We start from the raw sequence: 26,310 nt of genomic DNA, 5'->3' as shown, positions 1-26,310 counted from the left end.
TGCGCTATTTGTCGGTTAAGGTAATTGTTGTGTTATGGTCCGGTTGGGAGTAGGCAATCCTACCACACCCAGTACGGCATTCTTATCATTGATCGCCCCATTGTACTTCACGACACCATCCATGTTCACATCGGCCCGGTTATAAATGACCAGGATATTATTGCTGGTCGTCATACCTACCTGGCCAAGGATCGCATTCTTGTCGTTGTTAGCGCCGTTGTAGCTCACGACACCGTCACCATTCGCATCACCCGACCACAGCGTCATCACGCCGCCCACATTATTGCGGGCATCGGTACCCCAGGTCATGGTTGCCGGTGAACTGAAGTCGATCACTGTTGGCATAGAACTATTCAGGGCTACCGGTGCTGCCGTCATTACCCCCAGGTGGTTCCGGTGGCGGATCGCGATGTAGTAGGAACCGTCTGCCAGGTTCGGGAAATACACCGGCCTGTCATTGCCCAGTTCAACGATCGATCCGTTCTTGCGCAACAATGCCGCGCGGCCAGCCACTACCTGTGCAGGATTGCTACTGCTCCGCAGTTCAAGCCATATCCAATCAACAATGGCTGTATCGCCTGTTGTCGTCAAATGTACTGGACTGATGGTTGCCGCTGGTCCACTTGCTGTACCGAAGCCAAGGGCAGGGTAAGGATCGATCGTGGGGATCAGTCCTTTCTTCCGCAAGCTATCCGTCATATTGCCGGTTGCCGCCACATACGGGCCGTGCAGGAAGGCTTTGGCCGAAACGATCAGGCCCGTAGGCGCTCCATCGATCTTCACCTCCACCACATCAGTCGAAATCAGGTTACCATCACTGACCACCAGCAGCAGCGAATACGTTTTACCGCGGTGGGCTGCCGTTGCTATAAAGGAAGGCTTAGCCAGTGTGGAATCATCGAGCTCGATGCCTTCCGGCGCCACCCAGGTATAGGTCAGTACATCTCCATCAGGATCTGAGGAAGCCGAACCGTCCAGCGCGACCACCGTACCCTCGTTGACGACCACATCCGTACCCGCGTTGGCCACCGGTGCCCGGTTGGTAGATACGACCGTCCAGTTGACGGCTACCAGTCCATCGCCCGGTTTACCACTCGTGTATTTACTAAATGGAGCTGCATTGATGACCAGTTTGTAAGCGCCCGGTGCTGTACTTCCGCTGCGCAAACCACTCACCGTATATACCGTGTCATTGAGTGCGCGCACCGCCAGACCGGCCACCGTGACCGCCACGCCATTGCGGGTCAGTTTCAGGGCTGTGTCCACCTGGGCATTGCTCAGCAGTTTCGCACCAAACTTCAGCATCACCGTATCCATCTGCCGTGCCATACTCGTATCATTCTTCAACAACCAGGAGGCTGTCAGCGGAGCATCATCCACGAACAATTGCACGTCGGCCGTATCGATGCCACCATTGGCGCCGCTAGCCATCACCCGGATACCTGTATTACCACCTTTGAAGAGGGTAACCGGTATCGACGTATTGCCCGCCACCACATTTTGTACCGTATTCAACACCGTTTCACCACTCAGGTCGGTTTGTGACACCGTCACTTGTGTGGCGGCCGCACTCAGGCTAAACTGTACCTGCAGGTGCTGACCATTGGTGATGTTATCGTTGTCGCTGTAACCGGCATCGGGCGCCACCTTCAGGTTGCTGATCGTGATCAGCGCAGAACGGTTGACCGTCCAGCTAACCGTTTGTGTACCTGTACCCGCATTGCCCAGCGCATCTTTTACCAGGCTCAGATCGATCGTGAACACATACTCGCCGTCGGGATAAGTCAGCATACCGAAGTTGCCGGCTGTCCAGTGTTGCAGGTCGGTATTCGACAACATATCGAAAGTGATCGGTACCACCTGACCATTCCACCGGAGACTGAGCGCGGCGGTGTTAAAGCCGACCGCAGGCTCCGTAAACTCGATCTTCACGAATGGTATATGCTGCGCATCCAGGCCACCGGTGGCCGATGTTTCCAGCTTCACGATCGCTGGTCCTGCATTGTCGACCGTCAGGGTAACCGACTGTTGTGCCATACCCGCTACCTGGCCCGTTGTTTTGATCGTCGGGAGGTCTACGGTGAACACATAGTTACCCGGTGTCGTCAGTATATTGCCCAGACCCGACAGGTAGAACAACTTATTATCTGCCCGTACCGAATCGATGACTACTGAGCCGCTTTGCGTTACACCGTCTTTGGTGATGATGAACTTAGCTGGCGTCACCGTGGTGCGATCGATCGGCAGGTTAAACAATACCTGGATCGTATCGAAGTTGACCGCTGTTTTGCTGGCAGGAATAGCCAGGAAAGCTTCGACCGTCGGAATAGTCAGGAATTGTGACCAGGTCACATTCTTACCTTCCTCTCCCTTGTTGCCAAACAGGTCGGCTACTTCGGTAGCCTGTACGGTAAAGTTGTAGAAGCCATTGCCGGTGGTGAGGTTGGACAGGTCCACCTTGAAGGTGGCCGAGTCCATCCGCGTGATCACCACGGAATTATCGATCAGGTTGGCGCCTCCCTGGAAGGTCAGCGTCATGTCTTCTTTCGTAAAGGTAGCCGCGTCGATGCCTTTATTGAATACGACGGTCAGCTCTTTGACTTGCGTGGCCGATACCTGCGTCGGAGCTCCGTTGATGCTCACAATGGCCGGCACCGTTTGTGGTTTCGCTTTCCAGACTACCGTATACGTGGTCGCTGCCTGGGTAGAGAAGGTATCCACGAAGTGGAACTTGTTCTCGTAAACCGGCGGACGGCTTACCGGCAGGGTCACGAAGGTGAGCCATGCGTTGTCGAGCGGTATTGCCTGACCATCGCTGCGGGTTACGCTCTCGATCTCGAACTCGTTATTGCCCGGATCGGTGAGCTTGATATAGTTCCAGCCCACTACCGAAGGAGTTACCGTCAGCGTGGTACTAAAGGCTGGTGCTGTCGGCGCACCGGAGAAGTTACCCGCCGTAGCAGGACTGACCTTTGCCGTTTTATTGCCTTGTGAGAAATAGATGATATCTGGCTGGTCGTTCACATCGAACAGATCATTGACCAGGAAGTCGGTAATACCATCATCCAGCGCTCCATAAGCTTTGATGCTCTTCGTCAGTTCATGCAGTTTAACACCCTTCACGAGACTGAGGTCCGGGTTACCGAAGCTGTTGGCATGCACCACATTCGCTTCGTAGCTCACGAACTTACCGAGCAACGAACTGGTGAAATACCATTGGCCGATGCGGGTGCTCAGCGCCGGGATCGTACCGAAATTGATATCAGTAACACCCAGGTTCCGGGGTTGTCCCTGCAGGTTGGAACCGATCAGGTTGAAATTGATGGCCAGGCCTTTCTCGTTCTCGATGATCTTCGGCTGTGCAGAAGAGATCATCATATTCACGGCAGGACCATAACCCTGGTTCTCGACCATGACCGCCAGTTCGGCAGGCACAGAAGGCTCGATCTTCGGAGAGGTAAGGGCATCATCACCCAGGATATTGCGCTGCATGAAGTAGTGCAACATCAGGTTCGGACTAGGATTGACCGTCAACGGCACTTTCGAGAGCGGCATGTTCACCATGGCTTTCGCGTATGGATCCCAATACCGTACGAATCCGCTGAAGTTGTACACCTTCGGAACCTGTGGTGCAGCACCGATTTCCGGTATGAAGAGGAACTTGACCATACCCCTTTGCTGGGCATTGATGATACCTGTGCCGGTTACATTGGCGAGATTGGTCAGGCTCTTGGTCTGGATCTCGAAGAGACCATTGCTCGGCACACCATTTTCATCGGTGATCTGCAAGGTCACAGACAAGCTATCCATCTTATCCGTGGGGTGACCGTTGAAGATATCCAGTGTACCCTCGAATGCTTCACGGGTCATGGTCAGCTTTTGACTGAACTGTACCGTTACCGAAGCACACACTGCCTGCTGGCTTTGTTGTTCGAGCGCCACATCGAGATCTTTACGGGTCTTCATGTACATATCGTTCAGACCTGTATAACCCCTGTCGATCGATGTATTGTGGTAGTAGATGATGGAATCGGAATACATCTTCACATTGTTCCAGTTGATGATATTCGGATACTGTGCATTGGGCGCATAGATCGCCTGACTGCGGGCATATACCGATGTATTCCAGCGGGTAAAGAAGGCCTGCAACACGGATGGTTGAATATCATACCCCGTCATAGCTGCCAGTATAGCGGCTTGCTTGTCCGGCTTGATCGAATCAACATTCGACAGCTGCGTGGCCATCATGGGCTTCAGATCGCTCCAGGCTGCATTGTCGATGATATTGCCCATGTATTCGCGCGACCATTTGTCATGCAGCGAGTAGGCGTTCAGTACAAATTGTATATCGTCTCGAAGCTGGAGGAATACAGCGCCCAGTTCACCGGCGGCTGTCTTCGCATTGTTTTGCGCCATGCGGCCCGAGCTTCCTACCGCTGTGTTGGAACAGGTATTGATCGCATCGATGATTGACATCGGGCACTTGATCCATGGTGGCGTAAAGTCGGGAAGGAAACACTTGACGTAATCCACCCAGTTACCGTTATCCAGTTTAACACCCGTGATACATTGTATGGTACCACCCACACCACCATCCGGTACGCCGCAATCGAAAGCAGCGCCGATGAGGTCGTTGATACACTGCATACAGCTCTTCTTCTCTTCAGTGTAGGCCGGTGTTTCACCGCGGGGACCTGCACCCGGCAATACGCAGAATGCACAGGGTATGTTGAAATAGATGCCATTGCCTCCATATGGGAAGCTGCCACCACCAATCAGGATACCGTCGCTGGTACTGGGTCCGCCGACACAAGAGCGACCGCTGTAATTGATGAGTGTGCCTACTTTCTGCCAGAGGCCCGTTGCCAGTTCACACTTGTACATATACAGTACGAAGGTGTAGTCCTGGCAGGTATACCCACCAGAGCTCGAGCGCATCGCCAGTTCGGGCGACAGGCTGGCCAGGGAGATGCCCATCCGGCCACCGGCCAATGGTGTTGTTCGACGCCGCATGATCACCGGTACCTGGATGCTGGATTGGGCGTTCAGGTTGGCGGATACATAGTTCGTCACGAATTCATATTCCGGATCCTCTTTGGGCAGGTTCAGCTCTACATTTTCAGCTGCGATCAGACCGTGGTTGGTCAGGGTCACATTGAAGGCAAAGGTCTCGGAGCCCGATAACTGCGGCATGTCTTTCGGCATGTCGATGGTCACCACCGGCATGGGCACATGCGTTTCGAACTTGGTCGTCAGGGTGATGTCATACTGATCCTGTATGGCCGTCGGCACGACCGTCCAGCTGAACGTGATCGCCTGGTAGTTGATAAAGGCACTGATGTTGGTGGTTTCGCCTGGGTTCACCATGACCGTACCGTCGTAAGGCAGGTGTTTTTCTTTTTCCACCACCACACGGTGCTTGCCTTGCGGTATATTGGTAGCGTTGAAGAAGCCAGAAGCATCTGTATTGCCTTCTGCATATACTTCACCCGTAAAGTAGTTCTTGATCACCACATGGGCACCGGCTACTTTGGGTTGTCCTTCCGAATAATAAGTGAACTGGTTGACCACCGCCACTTTCACGGCACCATTCGATTCGGCCTTCTTTTCGAAGGTGAACGGTATGCTGAAGTTGTTGCCGTTCTGTGCGGCAATATTGATGCTGCCATTGATCGGATAGTTAAAGGGCACTTCTTCCAGTGCTTCAAACTTGAGCACCACGAGGGTCGTGTCGCCGGTATTGATACCGCCCAGCGTGAGCGGTGTAACACTGCTCAGCCATTTAACCTGTGGCAGAGTGACGGTAATGTTACCAGTATTGCCCGCACCACGGTTGATCAGCATGGCTGTTACCACGCGCTGGCCTGCCGTTTGCGAAGCCCGTACCTCGATCTTTGTAAGATCCGATACGAGGTAAGCCCGCTCTGCCTGGCAGAAGTAGAACATATTCGTAGTTTGAATAGTTCCTTCTGTAGCGAGTGCCTGCAGTGACACGCTTTCGAAGAAGTTTCCGGTAGACAATACGGTTCCTTTGATACTATATCCAAGCTGTATCGTGCTGTTACCCGCCAGGTTGGCCACGGTATCGAACTTGATGGTTGCTCCATTGGGCAAGGCCACCGGCTTCAGCGTGAACTGAGCCAGGCTCTTGTTGCTGACATTCTGCACCGGAATGGTACCCGTCAGGGTTTGGTTGAGCGTCACCTTAGCCTGCAGCGGCGTATTGTTGTTGATGACTACACCGAGGATGTCGAAATTATCCTGCTCTGCCGTCGCCTTGAGTCCTGGGAAGCTGGCACCTACTGTGTAGTGGCCCGCCTCATTGGCCAACGGCTCAAACTGCACGGAATACTGTCCACTGGCGTTGGTTGTCGCGGTCAATTCCCGGCGCAAGCCATTGGTAAGGACGTATACCTCCACTTTCGCATTGGCAGCAGGGGTGCCGTTGGACTTGGTGGCAACACCTGTCACCGGAATGGCTGCGCCCTTCAGGAACCAGGTGGCATTCACGATGGCTGTGGCGGTATAATCAGGGTTGATAAAGATGCTGAGCGGATTGGAAGTATTGTTCGTCGTGAGCAATTCTTCCATCGTCAGATCGGGATTCACTTCATAGATCAGGTTGTACTGACCAGGCAGGTTAGGCATCTGCACGGCATTAACAACCTGTGCACTTTGACCTGCCGGGATCGATGTATTGATCACATCCGATGAGATCAGTGAATCAGCCAGGTCAAATACATTGTCTTTCGACAAATAACCTCTTACCACTACACCGGCTGGCGCTGTGGAGAAGCCTGTATTGGTGACTGTCACCTGGTAGCTGAAGGTGCTCATGGCCTGGATGGTGTTGCTGTTGAGCTTCACCAGCGGCACCTGCAGATCGGGCTTGTTGCGATCGGAAACGATCACCCAGATAGAGCCGGTAGAGAATCCGGCAGACGTTGCCTGGAAGTAGACCTGCTTGTCGCCATCGGCCACGTTGTCGTTGATGGTCGTTACCGGCACATCGACATAAGCGGCACCGGCCGGGATCACAACAGATGGTGGGAGGGTGGCTTCATTCGTGTTGGAAGACGAAAGTGTCACGATCATACCAGCCGTAGTGGCCGAGTTGCGGGTGATGCGGATCGTACCTGCATTGGCGAGGCCTTCCGGCAGCGTCAGTACAGGCGCTGTGATCGTCAGTGCCTGACCATCGTTGTCGGTGATGGTGAGGTTGGCGGTTACCGAACCGACCGTTGACGGTGGCGCACTACATCCGCAAGCGTTGACGAATACGGAGGCTGTCAGGCTGACCACCCGCTGACCATCGGCCAGGGAGTTGTCGACCACCCCTACATTAAACGTCTTTTCATTTTCTCCTGCCGCCAGTGAAATGGAAGCTGGAATAATGAGTGTATTGGGCAGGTTTGCCGTCAGGTTGGCGGTAAAGGCTGCATTGCTGCTGTTGGCCGCACGCTTCAGCGTCGCCTTGGTAGCAAAGGCACCCGCGCCTTCGGAAACCAGGTTGGTTTCGAAAACCAATTCGAGGCCAGGGATATCATCGTCGTTGACATTGATAACGCCCGTAGCCGGATTATGATTGGCAGCCCCCGCATTGATGGTGACGGCGACGGCTATTTGAGGAATATTGTCCTGCACCAGTGTTACGGGAACGTCCACGAACAGCGCGCCCGCCGGGATCGTCACGGATGCCGGTACCGGGAAGCGGGTGGTGCTGGTGGATGTGAGGAACACGGTGAGGGCCGTAGATGATGCCAGGTTGGTATTGATCCGGAAGTTCACCGAGCCCCCTTCTGTTATGTCGGCAGGCAGGTTGGTGATCGTCAGGGAAGCCTGGTCATTGTCCAGCACCTGGATCCTTACTTTACCCGATCCATAACCGGTAGCAATAGCGATCACGCTATCTGCCAGGGTGGCATCGAGCGTTGCATTATCGGGTGCAGCGATGGTGAAAGTGGTACCGGCCTGTCCGGCAGGAATGGTCACGGTAACGGGTACCGTGATCCTGGACGGATTGGATACCGACAGGTTCACCGTCAGGGGAGCCGCGTAGGAACCAGTTCTTTTCACGGCGCCATTGACCGCTGGTGCTCCTTCCGTGAGTTGGGTGGCAGCCAGCTCAATGGTCAGCAGTTTGCTGGCCGACCAGGCTGTAGCCTGTACGCCCGTATTATTAGCCTGTGTACCGGGTGCTTCTTTCACTGTAGTACCAGGCAATAGTTCCACTACAAATACGCCCTGATCACCAATATCGAACAAGGCCGGAATGGTAACGGTTGCTGATCTATTGACAAAACCATTGGTCGATAAAGCGCTGGCATTGGAATAGGTCACCGTTTGGATCAGCGTGCGGTTTTGACCGGCAGCAGACTGCATATAGAGGCGTTCCGTCCAGTCGCCGTTGGCTGCCCCTGTACCAATATTGGTCACCCGCCAGTTAATGGTTACGACATCATTAGGCCCAACCGAAGTGGCAGGAGCGGTAACGTTGGAGACCGTCAAGTCGGGCGTCTGTACGACCAGGAAGGTGTCTGTCACCTCGGTAGCAGCCAGGTAATTGGCGTTGCCCGCCTGGTTGGCTTTCACCACGACGGTACCGGCACCGGAGATACTGATGGTATCGGTAGACAAAACCGCAATACCGGCCGGTGTGGTTACCAGTGAAAGCGCTACCGGCAAGCCAGAGCTGGCATTCACCGTTACCTTGAACGGATCGCTGCCGACTACTTTGTCGGGTATCGCGCCCAGGTTGATGGTCTGGGCAGCTTTTTGTATCGTAAAGCTGGCGGTATCCGCTCCGGTATAGTTGCTGGTATTGATGGTAGCGATGACCTCATAGGTTCCTGCATTCACCGGAACAGCGGCAGTACCGTTGTACGTAATGCTGACCGGTAGTCCGGCGGGAACTGTTGTCACGGTGGGCACCCTGCCGGCACCATTGTACACCAGCGACAGGTTATTAAGCGTTACCGTACCAGCTATCGGCTTCACCACCACATTGATCTCGGTAGTGGCCTCATTGTAAGTTTCGTTACCGGCCTGGAAGGCACGGATGCGGATGGTACCGGCACCCAGTATTACCAGGGTATCATTCCTCAGTTGACCTGGCCCGCTGAGGATGGTATAGGTGATGGGCAGGCCCGACGTAGTAGTCGCGGCCAGCTTGACCTCGCCGCCACCGTAGATTTGATCCGGTACAGCCGGGAAAGTGATCGTTTGTGGCTGGCGATCGCCCACGAAGGTGGTCGCATCAGACTGTGGACCTTCTCCACAAGTATTCTTGTAAGCCGCTGTAAAGCTACCATCACCAACCGCACTATAGCTCGAACCCGTTGCTCCGGAAATGGCGACACCGTTCTTGTACCACTGGTAACCATTGGCACTATCCGTTGCCACATAACCGGGAATACTCAGGTTGCGGCCACTGACCGTCAGCACTGGTTTCTTTTGTGGCACACGCGTATACACGAATACAGTGAAGGTCACCGTCGTACTGCCACAATCATTCGTCACTTTCAGGGTAACGATGTGTTGGCCGCCGCCGGTCCAGGTAATAATGTTCGTGCCCGCTGTTGTATCCATGGTGCCACCGCCATCGATGGACCATTCAAATTTATAGTTACCGATGACCAGGTTGGTCGCGGTGTAAGTCTGGTTGCCGATACAAGTTGTATTGGCGCCCGTGATCCAGAAGTTCTCGGGCTTGCGAAGTATTCGCAAAGCAGGACTATTACCACTCGTGTCATTGGGCGAGCTGCCGATGACCCGGATGCGGTAGTTGCTGCTGGCTCCAAAATGCGCAGGTATGGTGGCATCGATGGTATCCGATTCGCGCCCGGTGAGCGTACCAATATTGGTGGGATTACCAAAATTGCCATTCCCATCCGATAACTGAGCCGTGAAGATATTGTTGGATCCGAAAGGCGCATTGACGCTGAAAGGCACTGTTACTGGTGCACCTGCACACAATACACCATTGATCGTACCCAGGGATATGATCAATTCGGAAGGAGGATCGACTTTGAAGGCACCCAGGTTGGTAAGGCTCCAGCGACCTTTGTCATCGAGGGCCCTTACATACAAGGTATGATTACCGATCGACACATTGTCCATATTCAGGGCAAAGGTGATGTTGTTGAGATCGGTGCCGGGTGTTACGGGTACATTGGTACCGTTACCGAACCCAGGATCGGTGTCAATATAATATTCCAGCTTTACAACATTGGCTGGCGTGTTGTTAACGGTAAGCAGGGCGTCTTTGTAGAAAGTGCGGTTGTTGGTGGTCGCCCATTGACCACTGGCATCTTTAAAACGAAGGTAGAGGCGGTGGAAGCCCTCTGTAAGACTTGTCACGTCGGCCGTAAAGGCGATGTTGGCGATATCCGTTCCCGGGGTTAACGGGATATTGATGCCCGCCCCAAAACCCGGGTCCGTATCGAAATAATATTCACCTTTCACCACATTCGGTACCGTACCGTTGCTGGCAGAAAGATCTTCTTTATAAAAAGTACGACTGTTAGTGTGGCCCCATACGCCATCGGCATTCTTAAAACGAATATACAGCCGGTGAAATCCCGCGCTGTAGCTATTGATATTAAAGGCAAAAATGACACTGGTAAGATCCTGGCCCGGTGTTAACGGAATACCGGTTCCTTTTCCAATGCCAGGATCGGCGTCCACAAAATATTCGCCCGCAACAACATTAGAAACAGGACTATTGATCGTGGTAAAGTCTTCTTTGTAAATTGACCGGCTACTGGTATGTGACCAGCCACCCTTGGTAACCGGACTACCGTTTTCAGTAACCTGGTAGGGAGGTATATATCCCCTGGTGTACAGCCGATGAAATCCCGCGGTCAAGGCAGTCAGGTTGACCTGAAAACTGGCCGTCACATCCGTACCCGGGGTCACCGATACCGTGGTGCCGTTGCCAATACCGGGGTCGGTATCGACGAAATACTCCACCTTGGTGATCGATTGAGCTATACTGTCAGCACATACCGACAGTAGCAATACGACAACAGCCAAGGTATATTTATACGCCTGTTGTAAAAAGGTTCGCATAATAGATGAAGATTGGAAAGCACCCGCTTGCGCAGGCAGTCAAAAAGATGGCAGGAACACCCGCAGGGTATCCCCATCCGTTTACTCAATCTGCAGCAGGAATGTTTTAATTCCCTGCCGACCTCACTTTCACTTTTACATCGATGGGGTCGGTGTTACTGCCGATGGGCTGCACTTCAAACGAGTATACAGCAGGCATAGGAGGCATACCGGCGATGATGTATGGATTTTGTCCGCTGTATATGCCGCAGTCGATGGGATTCTGGGCAGTACTGCCGTAGCCCGCGTTCAAGGCAGGAGAGCCAGCTTTCAGTTTCCACTGACCTTCTGTGGTAACACCGGTACCAACGCCTACAAATACCGTAGACATAGCTACGCCTGACTTGTTGCCATTGGCAGTACCAAACTGCGCATCGTTACCGATGTTGTTGGAGTAGAGATTGCCCGGACCTTCAAATTGGCCAAACATCATGATATTGTTGGTGAAGTTGCTGTTGGAGGCACCGACCTTACCACGACGGAAGATATTGTTCTGTACAAGGATAATCGCATTGGCATGAGCAAAAAGGCAGAAGCCAGTAGAGGCATCGCCTGTATAGCCGTTGTCACCGATCACGTTGTTGGTGATCAGAATGCCCGTTGAAGGATTGTTAACGGAAACACGAACGCCATAGTTTTGAGAGATAATGACGTTGTTGACGGGAATGTTGCTGTTCTCATTGTGATAATACGCAGCAACATAGCCGGTATAATAATCTTCAGTGGTTCCTGCAAATGAGGAGAATTTATTGCGGCGGATGATGATATTGTCCGTGTAAATATTAATGCCAGTAGCCGGGAATTCGAGGCCCATGAACACCGTTCCCTGTGCGCCATTGTAACAGTTTGTATGACCAATTTTGGAAGACTGTTGTAGCGCCTGGAAACCAGTATTCTCGTCGAGGAAATAGCCAGCACCCAGGATGGTTAGCTTCTTACCAACATTCAAGTTACCATATCCGAAAGGAGATCCTTCCACATGGATGGTATCCCCGTTGGCCGCTCCGTCATGAGCTGCCTGAACACTATTAAAATCAGCGGCTACGCCTGGATTGTTGTTCACCCGCCATATCTTGGCTAAGGAGGTTTGGCTATTCAATACTAAGCAGGTAATGGCCAAAAGAGTAATTGCTCTTTTCATGGTGAAAAAAGTGGATGGTTAATAATAAGGTGTTTACAAAAAATTGGGCTTAAACCAATGGTACTTTAATAGGAGAGGACTCTAACGTATGGTTGGGAACAAAAAACAGCGTTTGAAGAATCGGGGTAATTGGGTAGCGTCGTAAATACTCAATTCCCCCGCACACAATACTCAAATCTACAGACTGCAAGATAAGTCGACCAGGGCCGGGTTCATATCCTACTTTTAGGGGATTTTTTTATCGTACAACTCCCTAAACCGGTCATTTATGGGCACCACCTGTAAGGCTCCCTCCCAATCTACCGGAAACCTCCCCATTGGGGAAGCCTGCCGCCGAAACCCGTCCATCCGGACTTTGTCGTGCAATATGGGAAGTTTCTTTGCCAGTGTGGGATATTCCTGTATGAATTGACGAAAAATTCACATGAATTGTAAACAGCCTGTCAGCCTGTTGGTCCATTTTGGTGCTATCGCTAAATAAAAAAAAGCCACCTCACCAGGATGCGATCGTTTTCCGCATGCGGTAAGATATGGCTTACAATGATCCTGCCTGATGATACCAGGCCGCTGATCATCGATCGGTAATGGTCCTGCTGCGACGCTATTCCGGAATACGATACATTTTACAAACTTGGGCATAGGTCAACTGCGCAACCCTGGCATCTTTCTTTCCTCCTGGCAACACAATGTAGCGGAACTGATGTTGCGTGGCGATGACATTGTATTCGTTGGTATTGTTGACAAACCTGATCCGCAGGTTACCGGGCGTTGCGAGACCACTCCAGGTGTCAGTCTGGGTTTTGCCACTTTGCAGGTAGGTGATCAAAATCGGCAGCTGCGCAACCTGGGTGGTGGGCCATACAGCCGGATTATATCCCAGCAGTTTTCCATACACCAGTACCACCCCGGAATCAAGTACAGGTTGTGTAATCGCTGGCACTGGTTTATTGTATTTGAACCCCCATATGCCAAACACCGTGTCTTTTATCCAGGGCGTAGCTGTGAACCACTCCGAATAGATCACATTGGGCGTACCAACGGGGCCTTGCGGACCTTGTGGACCTGCGGGACCTTGTGGGCCGGTATCGCCCTTCTTACACTGCGTCATCACCAGCACGAGCATCAGGGAAGACAATAGGATAACGATTCGTTGTTTCATGGTTCTGCGTTTAATAGTTAGTGATCAAACCGCAAAACTATCCAGCCTACAAAGTCCAACCTATCGCTCAAATGGATGAAAGGCCATCCCCCAATTGGGGGATTTGTGGATTGACCCTGGAGGCAAAAAAAAGATCACCGGCTGTGGCCGGTGATCTGCTCAATAAAGAAAACCAATTATTATAAGAAGAAACTGCTCAATTGCTGGCGACTTTGTTTGAACCAGCTTTGTGATGGTTTCGCGACACCGCCTGTTACCTCATACGCACGGATCTTTACGCTAACAGCTACGAGATTGCTGGTATCCTCACCGGCACCTGACAACGCTTCTATTTTCGAAGCATTGTCAACGATCATCGCAGTGCCCCTTACTTTTACATAGAAAGACTGACCCTTCTTGAAAAAATCCAGCTTGGCAGGCAATTCCTGATCAAACTCAGTCAGCTCCTGTGTTGGCCGCTGAATCAAGAACCATATACGATTTTGCTCATCGATCTGTACGTTGTTGATCACGTGTACAGGCAATTTCAGCAAGGATTCATTTTCTGTAAAGAACAAAGCCGATCCTAGTGTCATAATCTGTTCTTTGATCATTTCCGCAGATTCCAGTGATTCGGGTTGTGTGAAAATTTTAGTGGTCATCATGTCCTTTGTCTTTTTAACTGTCCAGGTTAATGTTTGAAAGCTCGTGATTGAGAACGTGCCAATCAATTCAAGGCGCGTACCAAAACGCCAACTACTGGTTTTCAATAAATTAGGAATTGGCACCCGATTGATCTATTCCCATTTCAGGACCGGAATTCCAAAAAAAGCCGTTTGGGGAAGACCCCAGGGGGGTAAAGGCCACTTTTCCCGGCTAACAGACCAGGCTCGGCCGCAAACCTTCGGGGTATTGCGTTGTTCTGGTAACAAATCCTTTCTTTGTAGCATGAGCTTACTGCACAAAGCCCTCAAACGGGGCGGTAAATTTCAGAACCCGGTACCTACGCAGGTGATGTCGCAGGGCAATATGGGCAGCCTATTTGGTGCCTACCTGACCAATAAGAACGAGGTCATTCCCCGGCACTTACCCGGACCTTTCCATACAGATACCTCTATATATAGGATACCGCCGGCAACGGGTCTCCGCATTACGTGGATTGGTCATTCGAGCCTGTTGATCGAGATCGACGGCAAACGGATACTGACCGACCCGGTTTGGAGCAAGCGGGCCTCCTTTTCGGCTTTTGTAGGCCCCAGGCGTTTTTTTGCGCCGCCCATTGCCCTGGCCGACCTGCCGTCGCTGGATGCCGTGATCATATCGCACGATCACTATGATCACCTCGATGCGCCCACCATCCGGTGGTTTGCCGGCCAACAGGTGCCCTTTTATTGCTCCCTCAACGTGGGCCGTTATTTGCGCGAATTTGGTATCCAGGAAAACCGCATTACCGAAATGGACTGGACCGACCAGGTTTCCCTGGGTGAAGGCTTTACGCTGACCGCCCTCCCTGCCCGCCATTTCTCCGGCAGGGGACTGTTTAACCGGTTCACCACCCTGTGGTCGTCGTTTGCCATTCGAAGCCGCGCGCATAATATTTACTTTGGTGCCGATTCCGGTATGTATGCCGGTTTTGCGGAAATAGGGGCCAGTTATGGTCCATTTGACCTTACCATGCTTGAGATCGGTGCTTCCAACCCTTATTGGGCCGATATTCATATGGGGCCGGTTCATGCTGCCGAGGCTCATCTGGCGCTTCGCGGTACGTTGATGATGCCGATCCACTGGGGAACCTTCAACCTGGCCCTTCATGCGTGGAAAGAACCCATTCAGACATTACTCAAAACGGCTGCAGCAAAACAAATAGCTTTATTTGCGCCACAGCCCGGCGAACCTGCCACGGTGTCGGGTAAACCCTATATTAATCCCTGGTGGGATCGATGAGCGTAAACCCTCATCACTTCGTATCTTAGCGGCCGTTTTTACAAAACTCATCCCATTGAAGCATCTTAAGGCGATCAATAAATATTTCTGGAAGTATAGGTGGAGACTGAGCCTGGGAATCGTGTTCATTATCGTATCCAACTACTTTGCCATCCTGGCACCTCAGGTTACGGGCTACGTATTTGAAGTCGTGCAACGTTACCTCGGTAAAACCGGCCCTGCTAAAAATCATCCTGAATACGACTGGCTGGTAAACTGGTTCATCGGTTTTGCGCAGCAATACCAGGGCATGTCGGTAGTAGCCCTTTGCGGTATTGTGATCCTGATACTCGCCCTGATCCGGGGCATCTTTATGTTCTTTATGCGCCAAACCATCATCGTGATGAGCCGGCATATCGAGTACGATCAAAAGAACGAAGTGTTTCAGCATTACCTGAAGCTCGATACAAACTTTTACAAGACGCACAATACCGGCGACCTCATGAGCCGTATCTCTGAAGATGTAAGCCGTGTGCGCATGTTTACCGGTCCGGCCATCATGTACCTCATCAACCTGATCACCCTGATAGGTCTTGCGTTGTATTACATGATCAAAAAAGATGGAGAGCTCACTTTGTATGTGCTGGCGCCGTTGCCCATTCTCGCCATAACGATATACATGGTCAACAACGTCATCCACAAAAGAAGTGAACATATACAATCACTGCTGTCAGACCTCACCACCAATGCACAGCAATCCTATTCAGGAATTCGGGTGATCAAATCGTTTGTACAGGAGGAAGCCATGTATGGCTTCTTCGATAGGAACAGCGAGGAGTATAAGAAAAACGCGATTGGTCTGGCCAAGATGGAGGCGATCTATTTTCCTTCCATGACACTCATCATTGGTCTCAGTACACTTTGTACCATCCTGATCGGCGGTATTTATGCCATCAAGGGAAACCACGGCGAGAATTATGTAAGCACGATTGCCGAGTTTGTCATGTATATCAACATGCTCACGTTCCCCGTGAGTGCCATTGGCTGGACGGCCAGTATGATCCAGCGGGCTTCGGCCTCCCAAAAAAGGCTCAATGAATTCCTGGATACCGAGCCCGTCATCGTCAACCCAGCCCAACCACAGGCAACCGAATTGAAGGGCCATATCGTATTCGATCATGTCGACTTCGTGTATCCCAATACGGGTATCCATGCCCTGAAGCAGTTTAACCTGACGATCTCGAAAGGGCAGAAGGTAGCGATCATCGGACATACCGGTTCAGGAAAAACGACCCTTGCTCAGTTGCTCTTGCGCATGTACGATCCCACTTCCGGAAAGATCAGTATCGATGGGGTAGGGCTCGCGACCATGGACCTCCAGCAATTACGCCGGCAAATGACGTATGTACCGCAGGATGTATTTCTATTCAGTGATACCATTGCCAACAACATCAGTTTCGGCTTAAACGAAACGCCTCCACCCGCACGGGTAGAACAGGCAGCCCGTTTTGCCAGCGTAGAAAAAGAGATACAGGGCTTTCACGGCGGTTATGCTACCATGGTGGGAGAACGTGGCGTAACGCTGAGCGGCGGGCAGAAGCAACGGATATCTATTGCGCGTGCGTTGGTGAAAGATCCTCAGATCGTACTCTTCGACGATTGTCTCAGTGCCGTCGATGCCAAAACGGAAAAAGAGATACTCGGTAATCTGGGCCTCTTCCTCAAAGACAAGACGGCAATCATCATCACCCATCGGATTTTTACCTTATTTGATTTCGACCTCATCGTTGTGATAGAGGATGGTGCCATCAAAGAGATGGGAACACATAATGATTTACTATCACGTAATGGATATTATACATATTTGTACGAGCAACAACAGCAGGAACGTGAAGAAACGACAGAAGAAGACTGATCATACAAATTATTTCATGTCATTTAGTAATTAACCGCCCGGAAATTTTGTCGGTTCCAAAACAATATTATATTTGTGCCTGCCTTTTTTGTAGAAATGCCAATTATTAAACTGCAAAATTAAAATGACTGTGGCGTACGAAAACAATGACAAAAGAATGGAAAGCGTTTATAGCAAACGCATCAGGGCCGGGAAAAGAAGAACCTATTTCTTCGATGTGAGAGCTACCCGCGGTAACGATTATTACATCACCATCACCGAAAGTCGCAAGAAGTTCAACGAGAACGGTTATGACAGGCACAAGATCTTCCTGTACAAGGAAGATTTCAACAAGTTCCTGAAAGCGCTGACTGAGGCGGTGGATTATGTAAAGACCGACCTGATGCCAAACTTTGATTTCGACGCTTACAACCATGACCAGCTGGAAGGCGGTGAAGACATTGGCGGTGACGCAGAGGGCGTAGAAGCTGCAGAAGAAGTCATTATTGCAGTGAGCAGCACACCAGCTCCGGTAGCAGCAAGTGCACCAGTAGCCGACGGTGGCGAAGAAGTAGACAAATGGTAATTCCCCCATCATAACATACTTGAAAGCTCCTGAACGGGAGCTTTTTTTATGCCGCTACGGACCCCGTACACAACAAAAAAGGATAGACCGGTCTATAGCCGGTCTATCCTTTTGTATTTGCTAACTCGTTGAATTACTGTTTAGTCTTGTTATCCGCTTCCGGAATAATGGGCTCATTGAGTGCCCGTTTGGGATCTTCCACAAACAACTGTCGTTTATTCGGCATCGGTGCCACTAAATTCCGGTCAGGCACCAGGCAGGGCATATTATCCGGTGTCAGGTTATAAACCTTACCCCTTGGGGTAGTATGCGAATAAGTGGCCATGACACCTCCTTGTTTCCATCGCCGGTCAACTTGTTGTCGGTACAGGTTGGCTTTTATCGAATCCTGGCTTGGAATAACCATCACAGTACCCAACTGAGGCGAAGGGATATATAGCCTCCCAGACTTCAATGGCTTAGGATCCAGCGACATAGGCTGCTGCTGAGCCGCAACTACCAGGCTAACCGGCAACGATAACAAGAAAATGATACAAGGTTTCATACACCAGCTTTAGGGCAGGATGCACCCAAGGCAGTAATTACACAACCCTTATTTCATTTTTTTCCAGGCATTGATCAACCCGTTGGTAGAAGCATCGTGCCCTGTTACCGGATCATCGTTCTGCAGTTCCGGTAAAATCTTGTTAGCCAGTTGCTTACCCAGCTCTACGCCCCATTGGTCGAAGCTGAAGATATTCCAGATAACTCCTTGTACAAATATCTTGTGTTCGTACAAAGCGGTCAGCTGACCCAGGGTGTAGGGGGTGATCTGCTTCACCAGGAAGGAGTTGGTCGGCCTGTTGCCTTCAAAAGCCTTGAACGGTGACAGGGCTTCAATTTCCTCCTCCGTTTTACCCGCTTTTTCCAGCTCGGCTTCCACTTCTTTTTCTGTCTTCCCATTCATCAACGCTTCTGTTTGGGCGAAGAAGTTGGACAGCAATTTGGGATGATGGTCGGCGATCGGGTTATGGCTGATGGCGGGCGCTATAAAATCACAGGGAATGAGCACCGTGCCCTGGTGGATCAACTGGTAAAAAGCGTGTTGGCCGTTGGTTCCCGGCTCACCCCAGATAACGGGGCCAGTGGAATAACTGACAGCCTTCCCCTTGCGGTCTACACTTTTACCATTGCTTTCCATATTACCCTGTTGGAAATACGCCGCAAAGCGATGCAGGTATTGGTCGTAGGGAAGGATGGCTTCTGTCTGGGATCCAAAGAAGTTGGTATACCACAAACCTACCAGGGCCATGATGACCGGTATATTCTTGTCAAAAGACGTTGTACGGAAATGGTTGTCTGTTGCGTACGCTCCCTTCAGGAGTTGTTCGAAATTATCGTACCCGATCGTGAGGGCAATCGACAGACCAATGGAGCTCCACAGGGAATAACGACCGCCGACCCAATCCCAGAAGCCAAACATATTGGCCTTATCGATACCAAACTTCGTTACTTCTTTTTCATTGGTGGAGAGTGCCACAAAATGTTTGGCAACATGTGCTTCGTCATGGGCAGTCTGCAGGAACCAGCTACGTGCCGTATGGGCATTGGTCATGGTTTCCTGGGTCGTAAAGGTCTTGGAGGCAATGAGAAACAACGTTTCCTCCGCATTGATCTTTTTGAACGTCTCCGCGATATGGGTAGCGTCTACATTGGACACGAAATATACCTGCATGCCGTCGACCCAGTAAGGCTTGAGCGCTTCTGTGACCATAAAAGGCCCCAGGTCGCTGCCACCAATACCGATGTTGACGATATAGCGGATCTTTTTACCGGAGAAACCGGTCCAGCTGCCGGAATGGACACGTTCGCAGAACTGTCGCATTTGCTGCCATACCGCTTGTATGTCGGGCATGACGTCTTTACCATCGACCAGCACCGGCTGTCCGGAGAAATTGCGGAGCGCAGTATGCAATACGGCACGACCTTCCGTTTGGTTGATCGCGTCGCCACTAAACATGGCGGTAATGGCTTTGTCGAGCTCGCATTCTTCGGCCAGGTCCAGCAAATGCTGCAGGGTCTTCTCCGTGATGCGGTTCTTTGAATAGTCGAACAGAATGTCTTCCAGTTGCAGGGAAAACTTATTGAAACGCTCTTCATCTTCCGCAAACAACTCGCGGAGATGCGTACGGCTAACTTTCTTGTAATGCTCTTCCAGCTTGCCCCAGGCCTTCGTACGATGCGGTTTAATAGTTGGTAACATATCTCGTTATATTGATTTCAAATTGGTTAATAGCGACCTTCCATAGTAGTCTTTACTGCCCGGTAAGTGCTAACCCGTATTATTACAAAATACCCCAGTCAACTGTTGTCCGGCAGTATTATTATTACGTACTTCAATGTACGCCCTGATCTTATCAAAGGTTTCCGGCTCGCCTGCTCCCTTCACCGGGACTTTCTATTGATACCAAGTTTTTACAGGTGTAATTGTTATAATAAGCTCTTTATGTTTAGTAGCATTGGGTGGCCTTACAGGCCGCCCTTTTTTATGCTGACAACTGTCCGATCACTTGGGTAACATGAGCTGCCATGGCAGCCGATACATCCAGGTGCAATACAAAGCGGATCTGCGTGGCAGAAATGGCAATGGCCAGAATGCCTTGCTCCTTCAGTGCCGCCACGATTTCCGCAGCGGAACGGGGCCCCTTTACTTCAAAGATCACGATATTGGTTTCCACCGGCAGCAGATGGCCGGCGAATGATGCGCCAGACAGTGCCCGGGCGATGGATTGTGCATGCTGGTGATCTTCCGCCAACCGGGTAATATGATTTTCCAACGCATAGATGCCTGCTGCCGCCATAAAACCGGCTTGTCGCATACCACCACCAAATACCTTTCTTACGCGCCTGGCCTTCCGGATAAATGCGGCCGGTCCTATCAGAATGCTACCGATCGGACAGCCCAATCCTTTATTGAGACAAATGGAAATACTGTGAAAAACCTCCCCAAAAGCAGTCGCAGGCTGTTGTTTGGCCACCAGGGCATTGAACAGCCGGGCGCCATCGAGGTGCAACGCCAACTGATGCTGGTCGCACACTTCTCTGATTGCACGGATGGTATCGAGCTCGTAGCAGCTACCACCGGCACGATTTGCCGTGTTTTCCAGGCTCACAAGTGAGGTGCGGGCTTTATGAACATCGTCGGGGTTGATAGATTGCAGTACCTGGGCAGCATCGATCCTGCCCCGATCGCCATCGATCAGCCGCACCTGGGCACCGGCATTGAACGCAATGCCTCCACCTTCATACTGGTATACATGCGATAGTTTTTCACAGATCACTTCATCTCCGGGCTGTGTGTGCACTTTGATGGCAATCTGGTTCGACATGGTGCCGGTAGGGCAATACAAGGCAGCCTCCTTTCCAAACAGCGAGGCAGCCATCGATTCCAGCTTGTTGACGGAAGGGTCTTCTCCAAAAACATCGTCGCCCACGGGCGCCTGCATCATGGCTTCGAGCATGGCAGGCGTAGGACGGGTAATCGTATCTGATCTGAGATCAACTATCATAGCTTGTAAGTTCCCTGCGAATGTACAGGAGATTGCCCTAAAATGGCAACCGTTCCGGTGAAATTCCGGAACGGTTGTACAAATTACAGTAGATGTCGTCTATATCGATACACCTTATTTTTTAAGCATCCTGAAAGCGTATCTTTCACCGTTCATGACAACGTGCAGGGTGTACCAGCCGGTACCGGTACCTGGCACATTGACGGGCAGGTTGTGCACGCCTTTGGCAAAGTTACGATGGCCGGTGAGGCCAGGCACATCGACACGCCGTCCGACCATATCATACAGACTGATCTCACCCATGCCGCTTTGTGGCAATTGTAGCGTCAGCAATGATTCACGCGTGGTTGGATTGGTAGAGAACCGGACAGCCTTCGAATTGCAACCTGCAACTGCCACAATGGTCGAATAGCGGATAGCTCCCTGCTCATTGACTGCCTTCAACCTGTAATAGCCATTACCAGCCAACGGCGAGCGATCGGTCCAGCCATAAGATCCGGTGACATTTTTCTGCACCGTACCTACCGCGGTGAATGTAGTTCTATCCGCGCTGCGCTCAACTATAATATCATTTGGAACCTCGCCGGCGATCGTCCATTTCAACTGAGCTTCTTCATCCCGGCACACCCCTGTAAAGGATAATATCTCCAATGGTAATATGGTGTTATTCGAGACGGAAGCAAGTGTAAAATAGGGTCTTGTACTGAAGACCGAGACCGGCACGGTCACGGTAGCTACACTGGCCGCAGCAGTGATGGTGACGGTAGGAGTATTTAAAATAGTGGCATTGCTGAATTCGGCGTTGTCATCTACCAATAAGCGAAGATCGCCAGCATTCATGGGTATGGTGCCGGGCGTGATGGCTGTAAAATCGAATACGAGGGTAACAGTAGTATTCGTGAAATTGGTCCTTTGCACCAGCCATTCCCGCTCCAGCCTGCAACAAATACCAGCCGGTTTATCAGAACTGCCCAGGTTAAGCGGAACACCAATATTGGCGCCCACCATAAAAAATGATAGATCGGATGCTGTAAAGCTCCCTGAATTGTTCGCCTGGTTGGCAGAGAGCGAAGGGCCGATATGTATACGCAGGATGTCTGCAGCACCTGTTGTGCTTTTGGATTGCTTCTGCATCAGGTTACTGGTATTATCCCGCGCAATACCAATGATGTTATTATTGAAATTGGCATCCTGCGCAATGTTCCAAAACCTTGTGCCTTCCGACGCAAGGTAGTTGTGGCTTAGCGTAATGCCGTACTTGGTAGCCAGGTAAGATTCAACCTTATGGCGTTTGGTTGTACTGTGTGCTGTATTGGCGTAGGTAATGATCTCAGCAATGCTTCCATCATAAAATTCAATACCACCTGTTCGCTGATAAGCCAGTGCATTGTTATCGATACTGGAGGTTCTTTCGGCCCCGGCACGTGTTCCGATGGAAGTGCCGGCTTTAAAGGATTCCCGTATCTGATAGTTGTAATCGAAGGTTAACATCAGCGGCTTGTTAGCCTGCCACGTATTCGCAACGATCAGGTCATTCATATTCCAGCTGTCATTGATAGCACCGGATGCCCGGATATCAAAAGAATTAAAATTATTGGATCCGGCTTCTCCGGAAAACAGGAATTTACCCGGGGTAGAACTATTACCTGAACCAGGCAGTAATACAGCATATACTTCATAAGGATTGCTGTTGGGCGACAACATACCGGATGTATTGATATCCATGAAGTCTGCATCGTCTTCGTCCTGACCGGCAGCATTGAAGTTGACGATCGGGTTGTAGTTCAGGTTATTCGTCGCATTGTCGTAATACATTGGTTGGTTATCGGTTGTACCATTGGTCGCATGGCGGCTATTGCCCGACTGATCGTTCCATGAATTGATGCGCGTATTATTGGTAGTACTGGAAGTGCCGGCATTGCCTTTTACCCAAAAACTGGACTCCGTAATACCACCAGGCGCAGTAAAACAATTGACCAGGTTGCGCGAACCGGCAGGGTTTGTCACTGAAGGCGTGGTATTGGTACCGCTATGGGTAAAACGGCTGCACTGTGCATCCAGCGCACCATTAGCCGGATTGCCGATCAGATCGTACACAACCCAGAAATAGTTGCTACCGGAAGCCAGCGTCTGTGAGCCACTAACACTAAAAGTGCTGCTCGAAACCGTTAAAGAGCCACTGGAAAACTCATTGATCGCAGAGAACCCGGAAGAATTACCCGTATAATAGATATGCGCATCGGCAATGTTGCCCAGGCTGCCGGTACCACTCATGTTCATGCGTATCTCTGTAACAGTGCGGGCCGACTCACATCCCCTGGTATCTACCTTGAGGCAAATGATCGGGATCTGCTGGGTATTGCACCGCGACACATCGCCGGTAACCTGGGTCACTGTAGAGCTGATATAGATCTGATTCGCAGGCGTGAAACGATACAAGGTATTTGTAGCAGGTTTTGTATTGATGTTGCTGGTCTGTGTACCATAGGTCGCCACGGTGGTACCATTGATACCAGAAACGGAATAAAAATCGCTGGCTACACGATCACCACTGATACCGATGGAAGCAGAACCGCTATTGACATTCGTACCGCTGGGCGTGTAGCAGAACTCAATCACATTCGTTCCTTCATACAACTTCGCCTGAAAGGAGATAACCCAACCGCCTGCGTTGCGGTTCCACCTCAACGTCCGCCATTCCACCGTCAACACCCGGCTGCCGGCAGAGCCGCTTACCAGATAGGTGACGCCAGCGGTGCCGGTTTGCAGATCATCCCACAGCGGTGCGATGATCGGTCCGTTTCCGGTAATGGACAGGTCATTGGTAGCAAACGAATTGGTAGTACTATTGCCCAGACTTATAAAGCCGTTGGAGCTGGCGCGAAACTGGGTGTACGTAACGCAATTGAATTCGAAGTCGAAACCAATATTGGTAGCATTGGACATTGAATTGTCTGCATTCTCATCAACGATCTTGGTGCCATTGATCTGATTGTACGTACGGGTTGTAGACGTAAAACTGTAATTTATCTGACTTTGACCGACAGTTGTACATAAGCAGCATAGCATGGTTAGGTGAAAAGCAAGCCTTTTCCACCTGGGTAGAGTTCTTTGCATGTGAATTGGGATTTAGGGTTTCCGGTAACGTAGAGGGTCGGCTACATTAGGATGTCATTAAAACGCAGGCACCCCAAACAGATTGTCCGGGTATGTTGAAAATAATCATCAAGTGTAACAGGAGAAGGAGTTACCGGCAAGTAACAGAATGGGTTAGCCGTTTTGTCCATTTTAAATTTCGCATATACATCATCAGGTTATTGACCCTGATCAAACCCTCTACCAGCCTGGAATTGAGCGGGCGAGTAAATTACCAGTAGAACTACCTGAAACGATTATCGTATAGTTGTGACCGCTACCGTAAAGACCCCGGGGTTCTATTTGAACTTGTACTTCGTAGAAGAAGTTGTTTTTATCCGACAGATGACGAGGATCAAGAAAACGACCGGTTATTTTTTCAGCAGGCCGGTGATCTTAAGCAGTAGATAGATATTATAACCAGGGATCAGAGAGGCCCAGCCGGGCTGGCCTGCCTTCTCAAAAATGCTCCAAAGCAAGGAGATAAAAAATACGACAACAAAAACCTGGAGGGTTAAAGTAAGTAACATAGTGTACGGATTTATTGACTCCAAAATAAAATCCGTCACGTTTGGATGCAAGTATTACCTGTCGTTTAATTTATTGTGCCCTGTTCATACAATTCGAGTGGTAGTCCATCCGGATCTGCAAAAAATGTGAATTGCCTTCCGGTGTATTCATCTACACGAATGGGTTCTGTAGCGACCTGCTGGCTGTTCAGCCATGCAACGGCGGCCCCGATATCGGCTACCCCAAATGCCAGGTGACGCAATCCGCAGGACTCGGGACGACTTGGGCGGGGTGGGGGAGCAGGAAAGGAAAACAACTCAATAGTGTATTGGCCATTCAGGCTGAGGTCGAGTTTATAAGATTGCCGGGCGGCGCGATACACTTCCTGTTCGACAGTAAAGCCGAGTATGTGGGTATAAAAATGCTTGGAACGCTCATAATCGGAGCAAATGATGGCGATATGGTGAATGCGCTGAAGAGATAACATGTCGCAAAGATAACCAACGGATACTGTTTGACCATGGTCGGATAAATGGTAGCTGTTACAGCGGTTCGCCGGCTACAGCCTCCACGATCGAACTGCCCTCCGCCAGTACCTCCTGAATGCTGTCCCACCGATATGCCGGCAATTCTCTTTCTGCACTGTGAAAAAAACAGGCAAAAACGGTGGATACGGAAGTCCTTTCAATCAAACGCAGCCAATCGATGATCTCGGCATTGTTCATGCCACGGATCGCCCATTTGCTGAGTGTGGCCAGGTCGCGGGCAGTCATCTTCACGACAATCTCCCGTTCCAGCGCCTGTAGTTCCGTGTCGGCATACAGGCGCCACAACACGCTGTTGAGCAAATTATCCTCCCTGCTCATGCTATCCAGGTGATTGACCAGGAAGATCGTGAACGCGCGGGCAATGGATTTACCCGCAGCGCTTCGTTCTTCTTCATTGACGGCATGTCCATATACTGTCATCACACCACGCAGCCGTTGCGCCTGCACCAGGTTCGACTGGTATTGTTGTCTGAAAATACCGATAAGGCCAGGATTGTGGTCTACGATGAAGGGAAACAGAAATCGCTCGACGTATAAGGCATGCTGACCAAAGTAATACAAGACTTCAGCGATGGTATGCAACATTTTTTCCGCCTCTTCCTGTTTTGGAAAATCCGTTTGCTGTACAGCCAGGGCTGTTTCATAGAGATAAGCCCTTAACCCTTTGTGCACCTGATTGAAAATATTATACCGTTCCAATATAAACCGTTTTGCTACTGGTTCAAATATCGAACAACCTAATCAGTGGGGCTATCTCAAATGGTATGAATTGTAATAG

General features: G+C 50.8%; 14 protein-coding genes. 3 read left to right on the top strand and 11 right to left on the bottom strand.

What is annotated here, in order from left to right:
- Positions 1 to 15 precede the first annotated feature (15 nt).
- The 4 genes from P2W70_RS15870 to P2W70_RS15855 all read right to left on the bottom strand — a co-directional run bounded on the left by P2W70_RS15870 (position 16) and on the right by P2W70_RS15855 (position 14,053).
- Positions 16 to 11,070: an MBG domain-containing protein gene (locus P2W70_RS15870; protein ID WP_276482472.1), complete on the bottom strand. Its 11,055-nt coding sequence runs from the start codon at positions 11,068 to 11,070 to the stop codon at positions 16 to 18.
- 106 nt (positions 11,071 to 11,176) lie between these two features.
- On the bottom strand, positions 11,177 to 12,250 hold the full coding sequence (locus P2W70_RS15865) for a right-handed parallel beta-helix repeat-containing protein (RefSeq protein WP_276482471.1): 1,074 nt from the start codon (positions 12,248 to 12,250) through the stop codon (positions 11,177 to 11,179).
- 601 nt (positions 12,251 to 12,851) lie between these two features.
- Positions 12,852 to 13,409: a hypothetical protein gene (locus tag P2W70_RS15860; protein WP_276482470.1), complete on the bottom strand. Its 558-nt coding sequence runs from the start codon at positions 13,407 to 13,409 to the stop codon at positions 12,852 to 12,854.
- Between the two features lie 179 nt (positions 13,410 to 13,588).
- A complete protein-coding gene (locus P2W70_RS15855; RefSeq protein WP_276482469.1) occupies positions 13,589 to 14,053 on the bottom strand; it encodes a pyridoxamine 5'-phosphate oxidase family protein in 465 nt (154 codons plus the stop codon).
- 283 nt (positions 14,054 to 14,336) lie between these two features.
- Between P2W70_RS15855 and P2W70_RS15850 the strand changes: the two genes are divergently transcribed.
- The 3 genes from P2W70_RS15850 to P2W70_RS15840 all read left to right on the top strand — a co-directional run bounded on the left by P2W70_RS15850 (position 14,337) and on the right by P2W70_RS15840 (position 17,791).
- A complete protein-coding gene (locus tag P2W70_RS15850) occupies positions 14,337 to 15,332 on the top strand; it encodes an MBL fold metallo-hydrolase (protein ID WP_276482468.1) in 996 nt (331 codons plus the stop codon).
- Positions 15,333 to 15,387: 55 nt separating this feature from the next.
- Positions 15,388 to 17,226 carry an ABC transporter ATP-binding protein gene (locus P2W70_RS15845; protein ID WP_276482467.1) on the top strand — a complete coding sequence of 613 codons (1,839 nt, stop codon included), beginning with the start codon at positions 15,388 to 15,390 and terminating at the stop codon, positions 17,224 to 17,226.
- 157 nt (positions 17,227 to 17,383) lie between these two features.
- A complete protein-coding gene (locus tag P2W70_RS15840) occupies positions 17,384 to 17,791 on the top strand; it encodes a DUF3276 family protein (protein WP_276482466.1) in 408 nt (135 codons plus the stop codon).
- Positions 17,792 to 17,924: 133 nt separating this feature from the next.
- Here P2W70_RS15840 and P2W70_RS15835 read toward each other — a convergent pair whose 3' ends face one another.
- The 7 genes from P2W70_RS15835 to P2W70_RS15805 all read right to left on the bottom strand — a co-directional run bounded on the left by P2W70_RS15835 (position 17,925) and on the right by P2W70_RS15805 (position 26,231).
- The gene (locus tag P2W70_RS15835) at positions 17,925 to 18,335 is read right to left on the bottom strand and encodes a hypothetical protein (RefSeq protein ID WP_276482465.1); all 411 of its coding nucleotides are present in this window, start codon (positions 18,333 to 18,335) and stop codon (positions 17,925 to 17,927) included.
- A 48-nt stretch (positions 18,336 to 18,383) separates the two neighbouring features.
- A complete protein-coding gene (gene pgi, locus P2W70_RS15830) occupies positions 18,384 to 20,033 on the bottom strand; it encodes a glucose-6-phosphate isomerase (RefSeq protein ID WP_276482464.1) in 1,650 nt (549 codons plus the stop codon).
- 283 nt (positions 20,034 to 20,316) lie between these two features.
- Entirely contained in the window at positions 20,317 to 21,339 is a 1,023-nt protein-coding gene (ltaE, locus tag P2W70_RS15825) for a low-specificity L-threonine aldolase (RefSeq protein WP_276482463.1), read from the bottom strand.
- Positions 21,340 to 21,453: 114 nt separating this feature from the next.
- The gene (locus P2W70_RS15820; RefSeq protein ID WP_276482462.1) at positions 21,454 to 24,456 is read right to left on the bottom strand and encodes a DUF8202 domain-containing protein; all 3,003 of its coding nucleotides are present in this window, start codon (positions 24,454 to 24,456) and stop codon (positions 21,454 to 21,456) included.
- A 389-nt stretch (positions 24,457 to 24,845) separates the two neighbouring features.
- Positions 24,846 to 25,004, bottom strand: coding sequence for a hypothetical protein (locus P2W70_RS15815; protein WP_276482461.1), 159 nt, complete (start codon positions 25,002 to 25,004; stop codon positions 24,846 to 24,848).
- 65 nt (positions 25,005 to 25,069) lie between these two features.
- The gene (locus P2W70_RS15810) at positions 25,070 to 25,471 is read right to left on the bottom strand and encodes a VOC family protein (RefSeq protein WP_276482460.1); all 402 of its coding nucleotides are present in this window, start codon (positions 25,469 to 25,471) and stop codon (positions 25,070 to 25,072) included.
- Between the two features lie 55 nt (positions 25,472 to 25,526).
- Complete coding sequence (locus P2W70_RS15805) at positions 25,527 to 26,231, bottom strand: hemerythrin domain-containing protein (protein ID WP_276482459.1); 705 nt, start codon at positions 26,229 to 26,231, stop codon at positions 25,527 to 25,529.
- Between the last annotated feature and the right edge of the window lie 79 nt (positions 26,232 to 26,310).

The sequence above is a fragment of the Paraflavitalea pollutisoli genome (assembly GCF_029360705.1).
In the GTDB taxonomy this organism is placed as follows: Bacteria; Bacteroidota; Bacteroidia; order Chitinophagales; family Chitinophagaceae; genus Paraflavitalea; species Paraflavitalea pollutisoli.
This window is presented reverse-complemented; position numbering and strand designations above follow the sequence as displayed.

Bases quoted from the DNA above. Each gene is read 5' to 3' on its own strand.
- P2W70_RS15850 (WP_276482468.1), top strand. From the start codon at position 14,337: ATGAGCTTACTGCACAAAGCCCTCAAACGGGGCGGTAAATTTCAGAAC.
- ltaE (WP_276482463.1), bottom strand. From the start codon at position 21,339: ATGATAGTTGATCTCAGATCAGATACGATTACCCGTCCTACGCCTGCC.
- P2W70_RS15835 (WP_276482465.1), bottom strand. From the start codon at position 18,335: ATGAAACCTTGTATCATTTTCTTGTTATCGTTGCCGGTTAGCCTGGTA.
- P2W70_RS15870 (WP_276482472.1), bottom strand. From the start codon at position 11,070: ATGCGAACCTTTTTACAACAGGCGTATAAATATACCTTGGCTGTTGTC.
- P2W70_RS15865 (WP_276482471.1), bottom strand. From the start codon at position 12,250: ATGAAAAGAGCAATTACTCTTTTGGCCATTACCTGCTTAGTATTGAAT.
- P2W70_RS15840 (WP_276482466.1), top strand. From the start codon at position 17,384: ATGGAAAGCGTTTATAGCAAACGCATCAGGGCCGGGAAAAGAAGAACC.
- P2W70_RS15820 (WP_276482462.1), bottom strand. From the start codon at position 24,456: ATGCAAAGAACTCTACCCAGGTGGAAAAGGCTTGCTTTTCACCTAACC.
- P2W70_RS15810 (WP_276482460.1), bottom strand. From the start codon at position 25,471: ATGTTATCTCTTCAGCGCATTCACCATATCGCCATCATTTGCTCCGAT.
- P2W70_RS15815 (WP_276482461.1), bottom strand. From the start codon at position 25,004: ATGTTACTTACTTTAACCCTCCAGGTTTTTGTTGTCGTATTTTTTATC.
- pgi (WP_276482464.1), bottom strand. From the start codon at position 20,033: ATGTTACCAACTATTAAACCGCATCGTACGAAGGCCTGGGGCAAGCTG.
- P2W70_RS15860 (WP_276482470.1), bottom strand. From the start codon at position 13,409: ATGAAACAACGAATCGTTATCCTATTGTCTTCCCTGATGCTCGTGCTG.
- P2W70_RS15855 (WP_276482469.1), bottom strand. From the start codon at position 14,053: ATGATGACCACTAAAATTTTCACACAACCCGAATCACTGGAATCTGCG.